The sequence below is a fragment of the Mycobacterium sp. NGS69 genome (genome assembly GCF_059812165.1).
The window spans coordinates 420545-434193 of the sequence record NZ_JCALCD010000004.1 but is presented as its reverse complement, the minus strand read 5'-3'; the positions used below and the strand labels follow the sequence as shown (position 1 = coordinate 434193).

17 protein-coding genes and 1 pseudogene are annotated in these 13649 nt (G+C 67.8%); 10 read left to right on the top strand and 8 right to left on the bottom strand.

What is annotated here, in order from left to right:
• Positions 1 to 115: 115 nt before the first annotated feature.
• Genes cysD through AC5Y2S_RS14845 form a run of 3 tightly spaced genes read left to right on the top strand, consistent with a single transcriptional unit; the run spans position 116 to position 3401 of the window.
• The gene (gene cysD / locus AC5Y2S_RS14855) at positions 116 to 1045 is read left to right on the top strand and encodes a sulfate adenylyltransferase subunit CysD (protein WP_499956850.1); all 930 of its coding nucleotides are present in this window, start codon (positions 116 to 118) and stop codon (positions 1043 to 1045) included.
• Positions 1045 to 2886, top strand: coding sequence for an adenylyl-sulfate kinase (cysC, locus tag AC5Y2S_RS14850; RefSeq protein ID WP_499956849.1), 1842 nt, complete (start codon positions 1045 to 1047; stop codon positions 2884 to 2886). The genes cysD and cysC overlap by 1 nt, the downstream gene beginning before the upstream one ends.
• A gap of 32 nt (positions 2887 to 2918) precedes the next feature.
• Positions 2919 to 3401, top strand: a complete 483-nt coding sequence (locus AC5Y2S_RS14845) for an Rrf2 family transcriptional regulator (protein ID WP_499956848.1) — start codon at positions 2919 to 2921, stop codon at positions 3399 to 3401.
• Here the strand turns inward: AC5Y2S_RS14845 and AC5Y2S_RS14840 are convergent.
• Both AC5Y2S_RS14840 and AC5Y2S_RS14835 read right to left on the bottom strand, forming a co-directional pair.
• Positions 3398 to 3784, bottom strand: coding sequence for a VOC family protein (locus tag AC5Y2S_RS14840; RefSeq protein WP_499956847.1), 387 nt, complete (start codon positions 3782 to 3784; stop codon positions 3398 to 3400). The two genes, AC5Y2S_RS14845 and AC5Y2S_RS14840, sit on opposite strands and share 4 nt — an antisense overlap.
• A gap of 93 nt (positions 3785 to 3877) precedes the next feature.
• Positions 3878 to 4291: a VOC family protein gene (locus AC5Y2S_RS14835; protein ID WP_499904522.1), complete on the bottom strand. Its 414-nt coding sequence runs from the start codon at positions 4289 to 4291 to the stop codon at positions 3878 to 3880.
• Between the two features lie 39 nt (positions 4292 to 4330).
• On the opposite strand from AC5Y2S_RS14835, the gene AC5Y2S_RS14830 reads away from it, so the two are divergent.
• Entirely contained in the window at positions 4331 to 5209 is an 879-nt protein-coding gene (locus AC5Y2S_RS14830; protein ID WP_499957058.1) for an LLM class flavin-dependent oxidoreductase, read from the top strand.
• Here the strand turns inward: AC5Y2S_RS14830 and AC5Y2S_RS14825 are convergent.
• The gene (locus tag AC5Y2S_RS14825; RefSeq protein WP_499957057.1) at positions 5206 to 6921 is read right to left on the bottom strand and encodes an NAD-binding protein; all 1716 of its coding nucleotides are present in this window, start codon (positions 6919 to 6921) and stop codon (positions 5206 to 5208) included. The two genes, AC5Y2S_RS14830 and AC5Y2S_RS14825, sit on opposite strands and share 4 nt — an antisense overlap.
• A 92-nt stretch (positions 6922 to 7013) precedes the next feature.
• Between AC5Y2S_RS14825 and AC5Y2S_RS14820 the strand changes: the two genes are divergently transcribed.
• On the top strand, positions 7014 to 7484 hold the full coding sequence (locus AC5Y2S_RS14820) for an SRPBCC family protein (RefSeq protein WP_499956845.1): 471 nt from the start codon (positions 7014 to 7016) through the stop codon (positions 7482 to 7484).
• Here AC5Y2S_RS14820 and AC5Y2S_RS14815 read toward each other — a convergent pair.
• Positions 7471 to 7842, bottom strand: coding sequence for a nuclear transport factor 2 family protein (locus AC5Y2S_RS14815; protein WP_499956844.1), 372 nt, complete (start codon positions 7840 to 7842; stop codon positions 7471 to 7473). The two genes, AC5Y2S_RS14820 and AC5Y2S_RS14815, sit on opposite strands and share 14 nt — an antisense overlap.
• Between AC5Y2S_RS14815 and AC5Y2S_RS14810 the strand changes: the two genes are divergently transcribed.
• Both AC5Y2S_RS14810 and AC5Y2S_RS14805 read left to right on the top strand, forming a co-directional pair.
• Entirely contained in the window at positions 7823 to 8416 is a 594-nt protein-coding gene (locus tag AC5Y2S_RS14810) for an NUDIX domain-containing protein (RefSeq protein ID WP_499956843.1), read from the top strand. The genes AC5Y2S_RS14815 and AC5Y2S_RS14810 overlap by 20 nt on opposite strands.
• 30 nt (positions 8417 to 8446) lie before the next feature.
• A complete protein-coding gene (locus AC5Y2S_RS14805; RefSeq protein WP_499956842.1) occupies positions 8447 to 8977 on the top strand; it encodes a DUF447 domain-containing protein in 531 nt (176 codons plus the stop codon).
• 20 nt (positions 8978 to 8997) lie between these two features.
• Here the strand turns inward: AC5Y2S_RS14805 and AC5Y2S_RS14800 are convergent, their stop codons facing one another.
• Complete coding sequence (locus AC5Y2S_RS14800; protein ID WP_499956841.1) at positions 8998 to 9174, bottom strand: hypothetical protein; 177 nt, start codon at positions 9172 to 9174, stop codon at positions 8998 to 9000.
• An 11-nt stretch (positions 9175 to 9185) separates the two neighbouring features.
• The gene (locus tag AC5Y2S_RS14795; RefSeq protein ID WP_499956840.1) at positions 9186 to 10640 is read right to left on the bottom strand and encodes an NAD(P)/FAD-dependent oxidoreductase; all 1455 of its coding nucleotides are present in this window, start codon (positions 10638 to 10640) and stop codon (positions 9186 to 9188) included.
• A 274-nt stretch (positions 10641 to 10914) separates the two neighbouring features.
• Here AC5Y2S_RS14795 and AC5Y2S_RS14790 point away from each other — a divergent pair.
• The 3 genes and pseudogenes from AC5Y2S_RS14790 to AC5Y2S_RS14780 form a co-directional block, all read left to right on the top strand.
• Positions 10915 to 11055: pseudogene (locus tag AC5Y2S_RS14790) on the top strand (thioredoxin family protein); the annotation flags it as partial.
• A gap of 16 nt (positions 11056 to 11071) precedes the next feature.
• The gene (locus tag AC5Y2S_RS14785; protein ID WP_499956838.1) at positions 11072 to 11248 is read left to right on the top strand and encodes a DUF8730 family Cys-rich protein; all 177 of its coding nucleotides are present in this window, start codon (positions 11072 to 11074) and stop codon (positions 11246 to 11248) included.
• Positions 11249 to 11362: 114 nt separating this feature from the next.
• Entirely contained in the window at positions 11363 to 12064 is a 702-nt protein-coding gene (locus AC5Y2S_RS14780; RefSeq protein WP_499957056.1) for a peroxiredoxin, read from the top strand.
• 26 nt (positions 12065 to 12090) lie between these two features.
• On the opposite strand, the gene AC5Y2S_RS14775 is transcribed toward AC5Y2S_RS14780, so the two are convergent.
• Together AC5Y2S_RS14775 and AC5Y2S_RS14770 are read right to left on the bottom strand one after the other, a co-directional pair.
• Positions 12091 to 12636 carry a TetR/AcrR family transcriptional regulator gene (locus AC5Y2S_RS14775; RefSeq protein ID WP_499956837.1) on the bottom strand — a complete coding sequence of 182 codons (546 nt, stop codon included), beginning with the start codon at positions 12634 to 12636 and terminating at the stop codon, positions 12091 to 12093.
• Positions 12637 to 12647: 11 nt separating this feature from the next.
• Positions 12648 to 13637: an NAD-dependent epimerase/dehydratase family protein gene (locus AC5Y2S_RS14770; protein WP_499956836.1), complete on the bottom strand. Its 990-nt coding sequence runs from the start codon at positions 13635 to 13637 to the stop codon at positions 12648 to 12650.
• Between the last annotated feature and the right edge of the window lie 12 nt (positions 13638 to 13649).

Below are 13649 nucleotides of genomic sequence, written 5' to 3'. Positions count from 1 at the left end.
CCCGCAAATACCCGACAGGTCATTGACACCGGCGGGACCGGCTGGTTCCATATAGGACAATGACCATAAAGATGGTCAGTTCGACCAAGTTTATCGGGAATGCAACGAGGTGCCTATGACCAGCGTTGTCAACGCGGCCCCCGCGGCCGGCCAGTACGAGTTGAGCCATCTGCGCTCGCTCGAGGCCGAGGCGATCCACATCATCAGGGAGGTGGCCGCGGAGTTCGAGCGCCCGGTGCTGTTGTTCTCGGGCGGCAAGGACTCCATCGTCATGCTGCACCTGGCGCTCAAGGCGTTTAAGCCCGGGCGGCTGCCGTTCCCGGTCATGCACGTCGACACCGGACACAACTTCGACGAGGTGATCGCCGCCCGCGACGAATTGGTGGCCGAGTCGGGGGTGCGGCTGGTGGTCGCGTCGGTTCAGGAGGACATCGACGCGGGCCGGGTCGTCGAGACGATCCCGTCGCGCAACCCCATCCAGACCGTGACGCTGCTGCGCGCCATCCGGGAGAACAAGTTCGACGCCGCGTTCGGCGGCGCGCGCCGCGACGAGGAGAAGGCGCGCGCCAAGGAGCGGGTGTTCAGCTTCCGCGACGAGTTCGGCCAGTGGGACCCCAAGGCCCAGCGGCCCGAGCTGTGGAACCTCTACAACGGCCGGCACCACAAGGGCGAGCATATCCGTGTCTTCCCGCTGTCCAACTGGACCGAGTTCGACATCTGGTCCTACATCGGCGCCGAGAAGATCAAGCTGCCGTCGATCTATTTCGCGCACCGGCGCAAGGTGTTTCAGCGCGACGGCATGCTGCTGGCGGTGGACCGGCACATGCAGCCACGCGCCGACGAGCCCGTGTTCGAGGCCACCGTGCGGTTCCGCACCGTCGGCGACGTCACGTGCACCGGGTGCGTGGAGTCCGAGGCCGCCACCGTAAGCGAGGTCATCGCCGAGACGGCGGTGGCGCGGTTGACCGAGCGGGGTGCGACCCGCGCCGACGACCGCATCTCGGAAGCTGGAATGGAAGACCGCAAACGGCAGGGTTACTTCTGATGACAACGTTATTGAGGCTCGCAACCGCCGGCTCTGTCGACGACGGCAAGTCCACCCTGATCGGGCGCCTGCTCTACGACTCCAAGGCCGTGATGGAAGACCAATGGGCGTCGGTGGAAAGGGCGTCCGAGGAGCGCGGCCACGACTACACCGACCTGGCGCTGGTGACCGACGGCCTGCGGGCCGAGCGGGAACAGGGCATCACCATCGACGTCGCCTACCGCTATTTCGCCACTCCCAAGCGGAAATTCATCATCGCCGACACGCCGGGACACATCCAGTACACCCGCAACATGGTGACCGGCGCGTCGACCGCTCAGCTCGTGATCGTGCTCGTCGATGCCCGCCACGGCCTGCTGGAGCAGTCCCGACGGCACGCCTTCCTGGCGTCGTTGCTCGGCATCCAGCACATCGTGCTGGCGGTCAACAAGATGGACCTGATCGACTGGGACAAGGAAAGATTCGAGTGGATCCGCGACGAGTTCCACGCCTTCGCGGCCCGGCTCGACGTGCAGGACGTGGCCACCATCCCGATCTCCGCGCTCAACGGCGACAACGTGGTGAGCAAGGGGGACAACTCGCCGTGGTACGAGGGCCCGGCGCTGCTGTCGCACCTCGAAGAGGTCTACATCGCCGGTGACCGCAACCTGGTCGACGTGCGCTTCCCGGTGCAATACGTCATCCGGCCGCAGACCCACGAGCATCGGGATCACCGCAGCTACGCCGGCACGGTGGCCAGCGGGGTGATGCGTCCCGGCGACGAGGTGGTGGTGCTGCCGATCGGCAAGACCACCCGGATCACCGCGATCGAGGGCGCATGCGGCCCTGTGCAGGAAGCGTTTCCGCCGATGGCCGTCTCGGTGAGTCTGGCCGACGAAATCGACATCTCGCGCGGCGACATGATCGCCCGCACCCACAACCAGCCCAGGGTCACGCAGGATTTCGACGCAACCGTGTGCTGGATGGCCGACAACGCGGCCCTGGAGCCGGGCCGCGACTACCTCATCAAGCACACCACCCGGACCACCCGCGCGCGGGTGACCGCGCTGGAGTACCGGCTCGACGTCAACACCCTGCACCGCGACAAGTCCGCAACGGCGTTGCAGCTCAACGAGCTTGGCCGCATCTCGCTGCGCACCCAGGTTCCGCTGCTGCTCGACGAGTACACCCGCAACTCCAGCACCGGCTCGTTCATCCTCATCGACCCGAACACCAACGGCACGGTGGCGGCGGGCATGGTGTTGCGTGACGTCTCGGTGCAGACGTCCAGCCCCAACACCGTGCGGCACAAGTCGCTCGTCGGCGAGGGCGCCCGGACCCGCGGCAAGACGGTGTGGTTCACCGGCCTGTCGGGCTCCGGGAAGTCGTCGGTGGCGATGGAGGTCGAGCGGACGCTGCTCGAAAGCGGTATTCCCGCTTACGTTTTGGACGGCGACAACCTGCGCCACGGCCTGAACGCCGACCTGGGCTTCTCCATGGCCGACCGCGCCGAGAACCTGCGCCGGCTGGCGCACGTGGCGGCGCTGCTGGCCGACAGCGGCCAAGTCGTGCTGGTGCCGGCGATCAGCCCGCTGGCGGAGCACCGCGAATTCGCCCGCAGGGTCCACGCCGACGCCGGCCTGGAGTTTTTCGAGGTGTTCTGCGATACCCCGCTCGACGAGTGCGAGAAGCGTGATCCCAAGGGGCTGTACGCGAAAGTGCGCGCCGGTGAGATCGAGAACTTCACCGGCATCGACAGCCCGTATCAGCAGCCGGAGAACCCGGACCTGCGGCTGACGCCGGATCGCGACGTCGAGGAGCACGCGCAGAGGGTCATCGACCTGCTGGAGTTGCGCCCGTAGCCAATCCATAGGCCAATGGCACAATCCTCACCATGCGGATGTCGGCCAAGGCGGAGTACGCGGTGCGGGCGATGGTCCAGCTCGCCACCGTCGACGGCGGCACGCTGGTGACGACCGACGAATTGGCCCAAGCCCAGGGCATACCGCCGCAATTTCTCGTCGACATCCTCACCAACCTGCGCACCGATCGCCTGGTGCGCAGCCACCGCGGCCGCGAGGGCGGCTACGAATTGGCCCGGCCCGGAAACGAGATCAGCATCGCCGACGTGCTGCGCTGCATCGACGGGCCCTTGGCCAGCGTCCGCGACATCGGTCTCGGCGACCTGCCGTATTCCGGGCCCACCGCGCCGCTGGCCGACGTGTGGCGGGCGCTGCGGGCCAGCATGCGCTCGGTGCTGGAGGAGACGACCCTGGCCCACGTCGCTGCCGGCGCCCTGCCCAAGCACGTCGCGCAGATGGCCAACGACTATCGCGACCAGGAACACGTGCGGCACGGCTCGCCGCGCGGCGATTAGCCCGAGCCGTAGGGGCGAGTCAGGATCTCCATGGCATGCCCGCAGGGATCGAGGAAGTAGACGCCGCGCCCGCCGTCGCGTTGGTTGATCTCGCCCGGTCGTTGTTGGCGAGGGTCGGCCCAGTGCTCCAGGCCGCGCGAGGAGATCTTGCCGTAGATCGCGTCGAAGTCGTCCTCGGAGACGAGAAACGCGTAGTGCTGACGCCGCACTTCCTCACCCTCAGGGACGTCGGCGTAATCGAGGCTGGCGCCGTGATCGAGCTCGACGACCATGAAGTGGCCGAACGGCTTGGGGCTGGGCAGGCCGAACAGGTCGGCGAGGAATTCCGCGGACTGCCGCTTGTCGCGGGCGGCGACGATGGTGTGGTTGAAACTGATGGGCATAGTTCCTCTCTACCCCTCCGCGGGCGTGCGTGTTTGTCCGGCGACACGCCGCGCGGGCTGGCATTCTGCGCACCCTCGCGAACGGGCGAATCGCTACTTGGGTGCCGTCAGCTCCAAGGCGATGTTGTCCGGGTCGCGGAACTCCAGGATGTACGACGGGCCGATGTCTTTGACCGGCTCGTGCGGGACGCCTACCTCGTCGAGATGCGTTGCCGCGGCGTCCAATTCGGCCCTGCTGCCGAGCCGGAACGCGATGTGGTCGAGACCGCAGCGATCCTCGTGGAAGCGGTCCGTGGCGACCGGCCGCAGGCCGAGCAGCGTGCCGCCCAGGTCGTAGATGACGCCGCCGAACAGGAAGGCGAACTGGTTGCGGGTGGCCTCGTCGGCGTTCTCGGGAACCTCGAGCAAGACCGGCCAGCCGAACACGCTCTCGTAGAACCGCCGCGATCGCTCGATATCGGTCACGGTCAGCCGGACATGCGCGATGGAGGTGCTGGTGAAACCCATCTTCCTCATGCTGCCAGAATCGCGTCTGTGCAGATAGCGATGACCATGCCGGTGATGGAACCCGACCTGGACGCGGCGGTGCTCGAAAGCTGGGCCCGCGCCATCGACGAAGGCCCGTTCTCGTCGCTGTGCTGGGGCGAGCGCATCGCGTTCGAAAACCCGGACAACCTGACGCTGCTGGGCGCGCTGGCCGCGTGGACCACCCGGGTCCGGCTGATGACCACGGTGATCGTGCCGCAGCTGCACGATCCCGTCATGTTGGCGAAGGGCCTGGCCACCGGCGACGTGCTGAGCGGCGGCCGGCTGACGGTGGGCATCGGCGTGGGCGGCCGGCACGAGGACTATCACGCCGTCGGCGCCGACCCGGCGACGCAGACGATGCGCGGCATGGCCGAACGGGTGGCGGTGATGAAGCGGGTGTGGGCCGGCGAGAAGATCACCGAGTCGGTGCTGCCGGTCGGGCCGGCCCCGGTACAGCCCGGTGGTCCGCCCCTGTTCGTCGGCAGCATCGGGCCGAAGACCGTCCGCAGCGCCGCGGCCTGGGCCGACGGGCTGGCCGGCACCACGCTGGACCTCGACGTCGCCAAGCAGAATGAGCTGTTCGACGTGGCGCGGGAGGCGTGGACCAACGCCGGCAGGCCCAAACCGCACCTGGTGACGTCGTTCTGGTTCGCGTTCGGCCCACCCGAGCAGGCCCGCGCCCAGGTTCGACGCCACCTGCTGCACTACATGAACTGGATCCCGGCCGAATACGTCGACGCGATGGCGCCCATGACCGGCTGGGCCGGCAGCGAGGACGAGTTGCTGGCGGTGCTGCGCAAGTTCGAGGGAATCGGCGCCGACGAGGTGCAGCTCATCCCGACGAGTTCGGACCTCGACCAGCTGCGCCGCGCGGCCGACGTCGCCGCGAAGCTTTAGGCCGACGCGCGCTCATCGTCGGCGGCAGGCTCCTGCGGCGGCTGGCCCTTGCGCAGCGTTGCCAGCAGCTCGCGGTACGGGCCGACGAGATAGACGGTGTCGCCGCCGCGCAGCCAGGCGTCGCGGCGCGGGTGCAGTTCGACCGGCATGTCCTGGCGGGTGATCGCGATGACCCGGGTCTGCGTGGACAGCTCGAACATCTTCAGCCCGTCGAGTTCGCTGCCGGCGGCCACGTGCATGGCGCCGACCATGAAGGAGCGCTGCCCCACCCAGAACGTCCCCAGCACCTGCAGCCCCATCGCGGCGCCGATGAACCACGGCGCGGCCAGATCGACGGTCGAGCGCACGTTCTCGAAGCCGAACCGCTGCGCCACCGCGGCGCCCAGCGCGCGGTCGTAGATGCGCAGCACGACCGGCACGTCGGGGCGGACCAGCTCCGGCATCACCCGCGGGCCGAGCATCTCGCGCAGCACGATCCCGGTCTCGATGTTGGTCATGTCGTCCTGGGTCAACACCGCCACCGCGCGGGCCCGGTCGACCCGGGCCGAGGCCAGGGTCTGGCGCAGCGTCGCGTCCCCGAAGATCACCGGCACGTCCAGGTCGTCCGCCGCCGACAGGAACCGGTTGTTGTCGTCGCGCTCGATGACCGCCACCTCGTACCCGGCGCCGGCGAGGTCGGCGATGACGCGGCTGCCGAACGAGCCCAGCCCGACGACGATGACGTGATTGTGCAGATGGCGGGCCCGCCGGCGGCCGGCCGAATGGGCGAAACGCCGCGATAACAGCAGGTCCGCCATGAACGCGACGAGTAGCGCCGTGGTCGTCACGCCCGCGAGCATCAGCATGATGCTGAACAGCCGCAGCCAGGTGGGCTGCTGCAGGAAGCTGAAATCGCCATAACCGACGGTCGCGATCGTCTCGGTGCTGAAATACAACGCGTCGAGCCAGGTCATCTTCTGGTGCGGCTGATAGGTGAAGCGCAACACGACCGTCGACCCGATCAGCAGCAGCGCCACGGCCAGCAGGGCGCGCGGCAGCATGGGGTTGACGTCGTCACGCAGGCCGCGCGCGGCATCGAGCAGTCGGCGCAGCCAGGCCCGGTGCGACCGCCGTGCGGTCGGTTTCGGGACCTTGATGCCGCGGGCGGCCAGCTCGTCGGCGGTGCCGATCATCGCGGTCCAGTCGCCGGCGTGCACCTGCAGATCCCGGCCCGGGCAAGGCTCCACCTGGCCCGGGGTGGCGCAGTTCTCGCCGTGAATGACCGCGACGGGCGCCAGGTCGCCGTAGATCTCGCGCAGTGTCGCGTCGCGCGGCGCCTCGGAGCCCGAGACGACGAACCTGATGCCCGCCGCCTCGAATGGGTGCACGGTGTGCGCCAGGCACGCCTCGACGACGGACGGCGCCGCGAGGTCCGCGACGTCCAGAATCGCGCCGGGGCGCTTGTCGGCGGCCATCGCCGTCCGCAGCACGTCGTTGGCCAGCCGTGCCACCACCCGCACGTCGGGATTGGCTTTCCTTGCCAGCAGCGCGATTTCGAGATTTATCGCGTCGTCGTCCCCGGCGCAGATCACGGCGCGGGCGCGGGCGATCCCGGCGGTGGCGAGCTCGGTCGGGCTGGTGAGCTTGACGATGTGCACGCCGGCGTTGTTGAGCTCCTCGACGATCGTCGTCGCCAGCGCGTCCTCGCCGCTGACGATGATGTGGCTACGCATGCCGGAGCGGCGGATCTCCCTATCTTCAGGGGCCATCGCTGCATTATTGCGGTCGCGGTGGCATCGCACGAGTCCACTGCCATACTCGGGCCATGCCCACAGCGCGGCGCGGCCAGAGCAGCATCGACATCGCCGCACCGCCCGAGGTCGTCTACGACCTGATCGCCGACGTGACACGGATGGGCGAGTGGAGCCCGGAGTGCTACCGCTGCGAGTGGCTGGACGGAGCGACCGCGGCGGCCCCGGGCGTGCGCTTCCGCGGGCACAACCGGCTCGGACGCATGCGCTGGGCGAGGACGGCGGTGATCGAGACCGCCGAGCGGGGCCGCGAATTCGGCTTCGCCACCGTGAACGACGGCGCCGGCCGCGAGGAAACCCGTTGGCGCTACACGATGGAGCCGTCGGCGTCCGGGACGCTGCTCACCGAGTCGTTCGAATTCCTGTGGTGCTCGGTCGCCAACAGGCTCGCCGAGGCCCTCGTCCCGCGGGGACGTCAGGTCAACCGTGGCATCGAGGAGACGCTGCGGCGCATCAAGCGCGTCGCGGAGGCTACAGGACTTTGAAGTCCGAGGGTGACCAGAACGCCCGCATCGACGTGATCTTCGCGTCCTCGTCGAACGACATCGTCGAGATGGGGGAGAGCCGGCTGCGGCTGTCGCCGCCGTCGAGCGTGAGGTTCCACAAGAACGCGGCTTCGCTGCCACCGACCCGGATCTCGAGGAGTTCGGTCTCCTTCTTGGCGTCTTGAAAGCCCGCATAGAACTCGCGGATCGCGTCGTGGCCACGGCGGAGGTCCGCGCCGATCGGGTCCTCGAGGATCGCGTCGTCGGCGTAGAGCGCCACGATGTCGTCGGTCTTGCCGTCGGCGACGAGCGCGAGGTAGCTCTTTACGGTCTCGGTGATGGCTTCGGGGGATGGCATGGCTCCGGACGCTACCGCACCGGTGATACTGGGCGACGTGCCCTTCATCGAATGCGTCGCGTCCCGCGAGATCTATCGGAACCGATGGCTGGCGGTGCGTGAGGATCAGATTCGCCGCCCCGACGGCAGCGCCGGCATCTACTCCGTGATCGACAAGCCGACCTACGCGCTGGTGATGCCCTACGACGGGCACCGTTTCCGGCTGGTCGAGCAGTACCGCTATCCCCTCGGCGCGCGGCGCTGGGAGTTCCCGCAGGGCAGCGCCCCCGATCACGCGGAGGTCGACCCGCACGAGCTGGCCGAGCGCGAGCTGCGCGAGGAGACCGGGCTGCGCGCGACGTCGATCGAGGCGCTGGGCCTGCTGGACGTCGCCGCCGGCATGACGAGTCAGCGCGGGTGGGTGTTCCTGGCCACCGGCATCGTCGAGGGCGAAGCGGACCGCGAGCACGAGGAACAGGACATGCACAGCGAATGGTTCTCGCGCGCGGACGTCGAGGAGATGATGCGCACCGGGGTGATCGCCGACGCGCAGTCGATCGCCGCGTACGGCCTGTTCCTGCTGCGCGAGCGATGACTTCTGCATGCGGCGTCGGTCAATACCGGTATGACGATCACAGAGCGCAACCTCGACGGGTACGGCGCACCGCCAATTGAATGGGACCGCGTCCAGGCGGCGCTGGACGGTGAGCTGCCGCAGGCGCCGGGCACCGGCGGCCCGCAACGCCACACCGTGTGGCTGAGCACGATCAATCCCGACGGCAGCCCGCACGTGATGCCGGTCGGGGTCGTTCGGTGCGGCGACAGCTGGTATTTCACCTCCGGGCCTTCGACGCGCAAGTCCCGGAACTTGGCGCGCGATCCCAGATGCGTCGTCAGCGTCGCCACCGAGCCGTTCGACCTCGTCGTCGAGGGCGCCGCCGAGCGCGTCACCAACGAGGGCGAATTAGCTTCCGTCGCGGCCGCTTTCGTCCACGACGGCTGGCCCTGCCGGGTGGCGGGCGACGCGGTCACGGCCGAGTTCAGCGCCCCGTCGGCCGGCCCCGCGCCGTGGCACGTCTACCGCGTCGAAGCGTCGACGGTGTTCGCCCTCGGCACGTCGGAGCCCTTCGGCGCCACCAAGTTTCAGCTCGACTGAGCTCGTTCACTATGCGCGACTCAGCCGTGTCCGCTGTTAACGATCCGCATCATCTTGAGGTTGAGCCGAACAAAGCGCCAAAACTGGACGAACAGGTTCTGCCGCATCCGCAGCGTGGCGCGGGTGGGCAGGGGAGCGCCAGCGATGCGTTCGGCGGTGCGCGCGTCCACCTCGGAATAGATGTTGCCGTCGCCCATGGGATCGCCTTTCATTCCGGGATCAGCCACCAGAACGGTCTGGCCTTGGCTTTGTAGATGAACAGGTAGTGCAGCATCACTTTGATCCAGTGCCCGGCCAGGCCCAGCTCGCCGGAGGTGCCGGCCACGTCACGGCCGGTCTGCGGGTACTTCACCGGATTGGGGACGACCGGGAACATGGTCATCGCCGCCGCGGAGCCCTTGCGCAAGCCGGTACCGGCGGAGGCGACGCACGCGGCGCCCATAGTCGCCATCGACGCGCGGTGCGCCGCGGCTCCGGGGTTTTTGATGCGGTCTCGGATGGTTTCGGCGACTGTTTTGGCCATGATGCCCGACGGCATGCCGGTGCGCGGCGGGCTGGGCGTGATGACGGTTCCGCTGCGGCTCTTGCGCGGCCGGGAGATCGGGTGCGGCGGCGCAAACGCGATGCCCGGCGCGAAGATGTTCGGGTATGCCGGCGACTCATAGGTGTGCGGCCAATCCTCCGCGGACCATTCGTCGTATGGCTTGCCCGAGTAGTCGGCGTCGACCTTGAGGAAGCCCGACGGCGCGAACAGGACGGAAGTGATGTCGTTGCCGTCTTTGTCGTAGGCGGCGAGCGCGACGCCCTTGAACGGCGGCAGCAGCATCGCGAAGTCAAAGTCCAGGTCGTGCTCCTTGCCGTCGAGCTGCTCGTAGCGCAGTTTGCCTTCCATCACCTCGTGCACGGCCGCCTGGGTGATCGCCTTGACGCCGCGCTCGCGGAAAAGCGACTCCGTCCACAGCCGGCTGGACTGGACGAAGCCCTTGTCGACGAAGCTCATTCCGTCTACGCCGAAGTCGCCCAACTCGTATTCGTTGGTGAGGTAGACGATCTCGGCAAGGTCGCGCACGCCGGCGGCCCGCAACACGTGCTCGACATTGAAGGTGTATTCGAACGCCGCACCCTCGCAGGTGCAGGTGCCGTGCCCGACGCCGATGACTAGGCGCTGCTTTTCGCCGGACTTGAGCTTGGCGATGACCTGATCGAGAGCCCTCGCCGCCTCGACGGCGTGGGCGGCGGTGCACACGGAATGGGAGTGGCCGTCTGGGCCCAGGCCGGGTGTGGCCGCAAAGTTGAGCTGCGGGCCGGTCGCATTGATGAGGTAGTCGTAGGTGATGGAGGCGGTCTGGCCGCGGCGCTCGTCGTCGGTGTAAGTGAAGTCCACCGAGGGCGCCGCCTGCTCGGCCGTGCCTTCGGGGCGGATCGCGGTGGCGAACCCCTGGTGGAAGACGATGCCCTTGCGCCGGTAGATCGGCCTCAGAGGGATGAGGACCTTGGTTTCATCCATCCGGCCGACGCCGACCCATATGTTCGACGGGATCCAGTTCCAGTCCGGATTCGGCGAGACCACGACGACCTCATGGGCTCGCGGTAGCCACCGGCGCAGGTGCAGTGCGGCGGTATGTCCGGCGATACCAGCACCGAGAATGACGACTCGTGCCATTGCTGCTCCTCAGTGAGACGGGCCGATGGGTTTCAGATGAGAACATCATATACCCGGCGGGGTATCTGTGAGCCCCACGCCTCCAAGCCATGACTATGCGGCCGGTGACGTCCGGGGATTAGGGCCGAAGGTCCCGCGCGCGTGGGTCGAACGGAAGGAAGCGCCTCAACCAACGGCTAGTCTTCGCGGGTCGCCAATACCCATGGGGGTATCTGTATACTAGCGGGTATCAAAACTCGGCATTGACGCCGGTGCGATCGAAAGGATGCGAGCGATGTCCGTAAAAGCGCTCACCGCGACCGATTTCGAGACGACGATCGCGGAAAACCCAATCGTCCCCGTTGACTTCTGGGCGCCGTGGTGCGGCCCTTGCCGGGCTTTTGCACCGGTTTTCGAACGGTCCGCCCAGGACCACGCGCAGGCGTAGCGGCGTGTGCTACCCCGTGCGTTGCCCTCGTTGCGGCAAGACCACTTGGGCGGGCTGTGGCTGGCACGCGGACTCCGTCATGAAATCGGTTCCCCCGGGCCAACGATGCACCTGCCGAAATGACGCCCCAGGTGACGCATCCCAGGGGCGGTGGGACGTGACCATCGGCCCTACGCACTGAAGGCGGATCAGGTGCACGCTTACCAAGACGCGGCAACTACGCGAGTTGAGGTTTATTCAGGAAGGACGGATTGCCATGAGCACCGATTCAGATGGAGCCGTCGCGACAACACAGATGCCGCGCATCGGTGACCCGGCCCCCGCGTTCACGGCCCCGACCACCCAGGGTGAGATCAACTTTCCTGCTGACTACCAAGGAAGATGGGTGATCCTGTTCTCGCATCCGGCCGACTTCACCCCCGTCTGCACCACCGAGCTCATGACCTTTGCTTCGATGCAGCAACAGTTTGCGACCTACAACACTGAACTGGCGGGACTGTCGGTTGACGGGTTGTACAGCCACATCGCCTGGCTACGGACGATCAAAGACAAGATCGCCTTCCGTGGACTCAAAGACGTCGAAATCGATTATCCCGTAATCGAAGACGTCTCGATGGAGGTAGCCAAGAAGTACGGGATGATCATGCCTGGCGAAGACTCGACCAAGGCGGTACGAGCGGTTTTCGTCATCGATCCGCAGGGCACCATCCGTGCGATCATCTACTACCCGCTCAGTCTCGGCCGTAACTTTGACGAACTGCTGCGCGTGGTCAAGGCGCTGCAGACGGCGGATCATTTCGGCGTCGCAACCCCCGCCGATTGGCGCCCCGGCGAACCGGTGATCCTGTCGGCTCCCGGCTCCGCGGGCACCGCCGAAGAGCGCATGCGCGGGCGCGTGGATAAGACCCATTGCGAGGATTGGTTCTTTTGCACCAAGGAACTCACCGCTGACGAAGTTGAATCCGCGATACGAGCCACCAGCGACGCGGGCCGGTAACGACACAGCTGCTTTGCCGCGCCTCGTTACTGGCGACCACCCGCGCCGGAAAGGCCGGCCGCCGCCCGGATCTCCCGGCGCGCCGCGGCGCGGTCGGCGTCGGGAAAGATGTAGTGGCTCAACGCGGTCCGGGCGATCGCGCCGGCGAGTGCGCGCGGGTCCACCGCCGTGGCGAACGCGCCCTCGCGGGCGCAGCGCCGTAAAACCGTCACCAGCCCTTCGGCGAGCATGGGCAGCGCCTGGGCCATCTGGTCGTGGGCGAATGTCGGCTCCAGGTCGAGCAGCCGCCCGGGCGGTTGCGCCTCGACGAAGGTCGCGACGACGTCGACAGCCGCCTCGAGGCGGGCGACGCCGACGACCCCGGACGTCGCGTCGTCCATCGCGGCGGCGAAGCGGTGGCGCTCCCGCTTGCCCAGCGCGTCGATGAGTTCTTCCTTGGAAGCGAAATAGCGATAGATGGTGGGTCGCGAAACCCCGGCGAGCGTCGCCACATCCGAGAGCGATAGCTTGCGGGCGCCCGTCCGGAACACCAGCCGTTGGGCCGCGTCGAGGATCCGATCGGACAGATCCACCGCGGCGGCCCCTACAGTTTGCCGAGCTCGCGCAGCCATGAGATCAGCAGCCGTAGGCCGTCATCGAAGGACATGGGCGCATAACCGAGCCGCCGGGTGGTCAGGTTGGCGGTCGCCCGGGGCTTGCGCTCGCTCTTGGCCGCGGCCTTCGCGATCGCCATCAGGGTGGGTCCGAACTCGGCGGTCAGCGCCTCGGGGTCGCTGCGGTAGTCGAGATCCTCGACGCGGTGGTCGATTCCGGCGATCTCGCAGGCGCGGTTGATGCCGCCGGCGGTGCTGAAGGTGTCCTCGGGGCGGCCGACCAACAGGTAGCGTTCCCCGGCCACGCCCTTGTCCAGCGCGGCGATCGAGCCCTTCGCGACGTCCGCCCCCGCCACCCAGGTCACGGGAAAAGCCAGATAGCGCTTGATCTTTCCGCGCATGCCGGCCAGCAGCACCCGGTTGAAGCTGGTGCGGTGCAGGGCGCGCGCGACGACCAGGCCGGGACCGAAGATCGCGCCCGGGTGGCACGTCAGCACGTCGTCGCCCGCGGCCGCGCGCCGGTGCGCTTCGAGAAAGGCGGCGAGCTTGGTGACGGTGTAGGGGTCGCCCGGCGGGTTGCGCAGCACGGGCGCCTCTTCGAAATCGACGCCGGTGCTCAGGTCGAGGAAGGTGGCGGTGCTCAGGGCGACGACCCGGCGCATGCCGTGGGCCTTGGCGGCGTTCAGGACGTGCGTGGTGCCCATGGTGTTGACGGCCTTGAAGTCCTCGAGGTCCTGGCTCGCGCCGCCCAGCAGTGCGGCGCAGTGGATGGCCGCCTCGGCGCCCTTCGCCGCGGCCAGCACGTCGTCGGCGTCGGTGATGTCGCCCTTGACCAGCTCGACGCCGATCGCGGCCAGCGCCGCGGCGTCGTCAGGTTCGCGCACCAGCGCGCGGACGTGGTCACCGCGCTCGATCAGCTGCTGGGCGACGTTGCCGCCGGTCTGACCGGTCGCGCCGGTGACGAAGATCGTGCTGGCCATGGCGACCCTCCC

Coding starts and splice junctions, on each gene's coding strand:
- cysD (WP_499956850.1), top strand. CDS start 116: ATGACCAGCGTTGTCAACGCGGCCCCCGCGGCCGGCCAGTACGAGTTG.
- cysC (WP_499956849.1), top strand. CDS start 1,045: ATGACAACGTTATTGAGGCTCGCAACCGCCGGCTCTGTCGACGACGGC.
- AC5Y2S_RS14845 (WP_499956848.1), top strand. CDS start 2,919: ATGCGGATGTCGGCCAAGGCGGAGTACGCGGTGCGGGCGATGGTCCAG.
- AC5Y2S_RS14840 (WP_499956847.1), bottom strand. CDS start 3,784: ATGCCCATCAGTTTCAACCACACCATCGTCGCCGCCCGCGACAAGCGG.
- AC5Y2S_RS14835 (WP_499904522.1), bottom strand. CDS start 4,291: ATGGGTTTCACCAGCACCTCCATCGCGCATGTCCGGCTGACCGTGACC.
- AC5Y2S_RS14830 (WP_499957058.1), top strand. CDS start 4,331: ATGACCATGCCGGTGATGGAACCCGACCTGGACGCGGCGGTGCTCGAA.
- AC5Y2S_RS14825 (WP_499957057.1), bottom strand. CDS start 6,921: ATGCGTAGCCACATCATCGTCAGCGGCGAGGACGCGCTGGCGACGACG.
- AC5Y2S_RS14820 (WP_499956845.1), top strand. CDS start 7,014: ATGCCCACAGCGCGGCGCGGCCAGAGCAGCATCGACATCGCCGCACCG.
- AC5Y2S_RS14810 (WP_499956843.1), top strand. CDS start 7,823: ATGGCTTCGGGGGATGGCATGGCTCCGGACGCTACCGCACCGGTGATA.
- AC5Y2S_RS14815 (WP_499956844.1), bottom strand. CDS start 7,842: ATGCCATCCCCCGAAGCCATCACCGAGACCGTAAAGAGCTACCTCGCG.
- AC5Y2S_RS14805 (WP_499956842.1), top strand. CDS start 8,447: ATGACGATCACAGAGCGCAACCTCGACGGGTACGGCGCACCGCCAATT.
- AC5Y2S_RS14800 (WP_499956841.1), bottom strand. CDS start 9,174: ATGGGCGACGGCAACATCTATTCCGAGGTGGACGCGCGCACCGCCGAA.
- AC5Y2S_RS14795 (WP_499956840.1), bottom strand. CDS start 10,640: ATGGCACGAGTCGTCATTCTCGGTGCTGGTATCGCCGGACATACCGCC.
- AC5Y2S_RS14780 (WP_499957056.1), top strand. CDS start 11,363: ATGCCGCGCATCGGTGACCCGGCCCCCGCGTTCACGGCCCCGACCACC.
- AC5Y2S_RS14770 (WP_499956836.1), bottom strand. CDS start 13,637: ATGGCCAGCACGATCTTCGTCACCGGCGCGACCGGTCAGACCGGCGGC.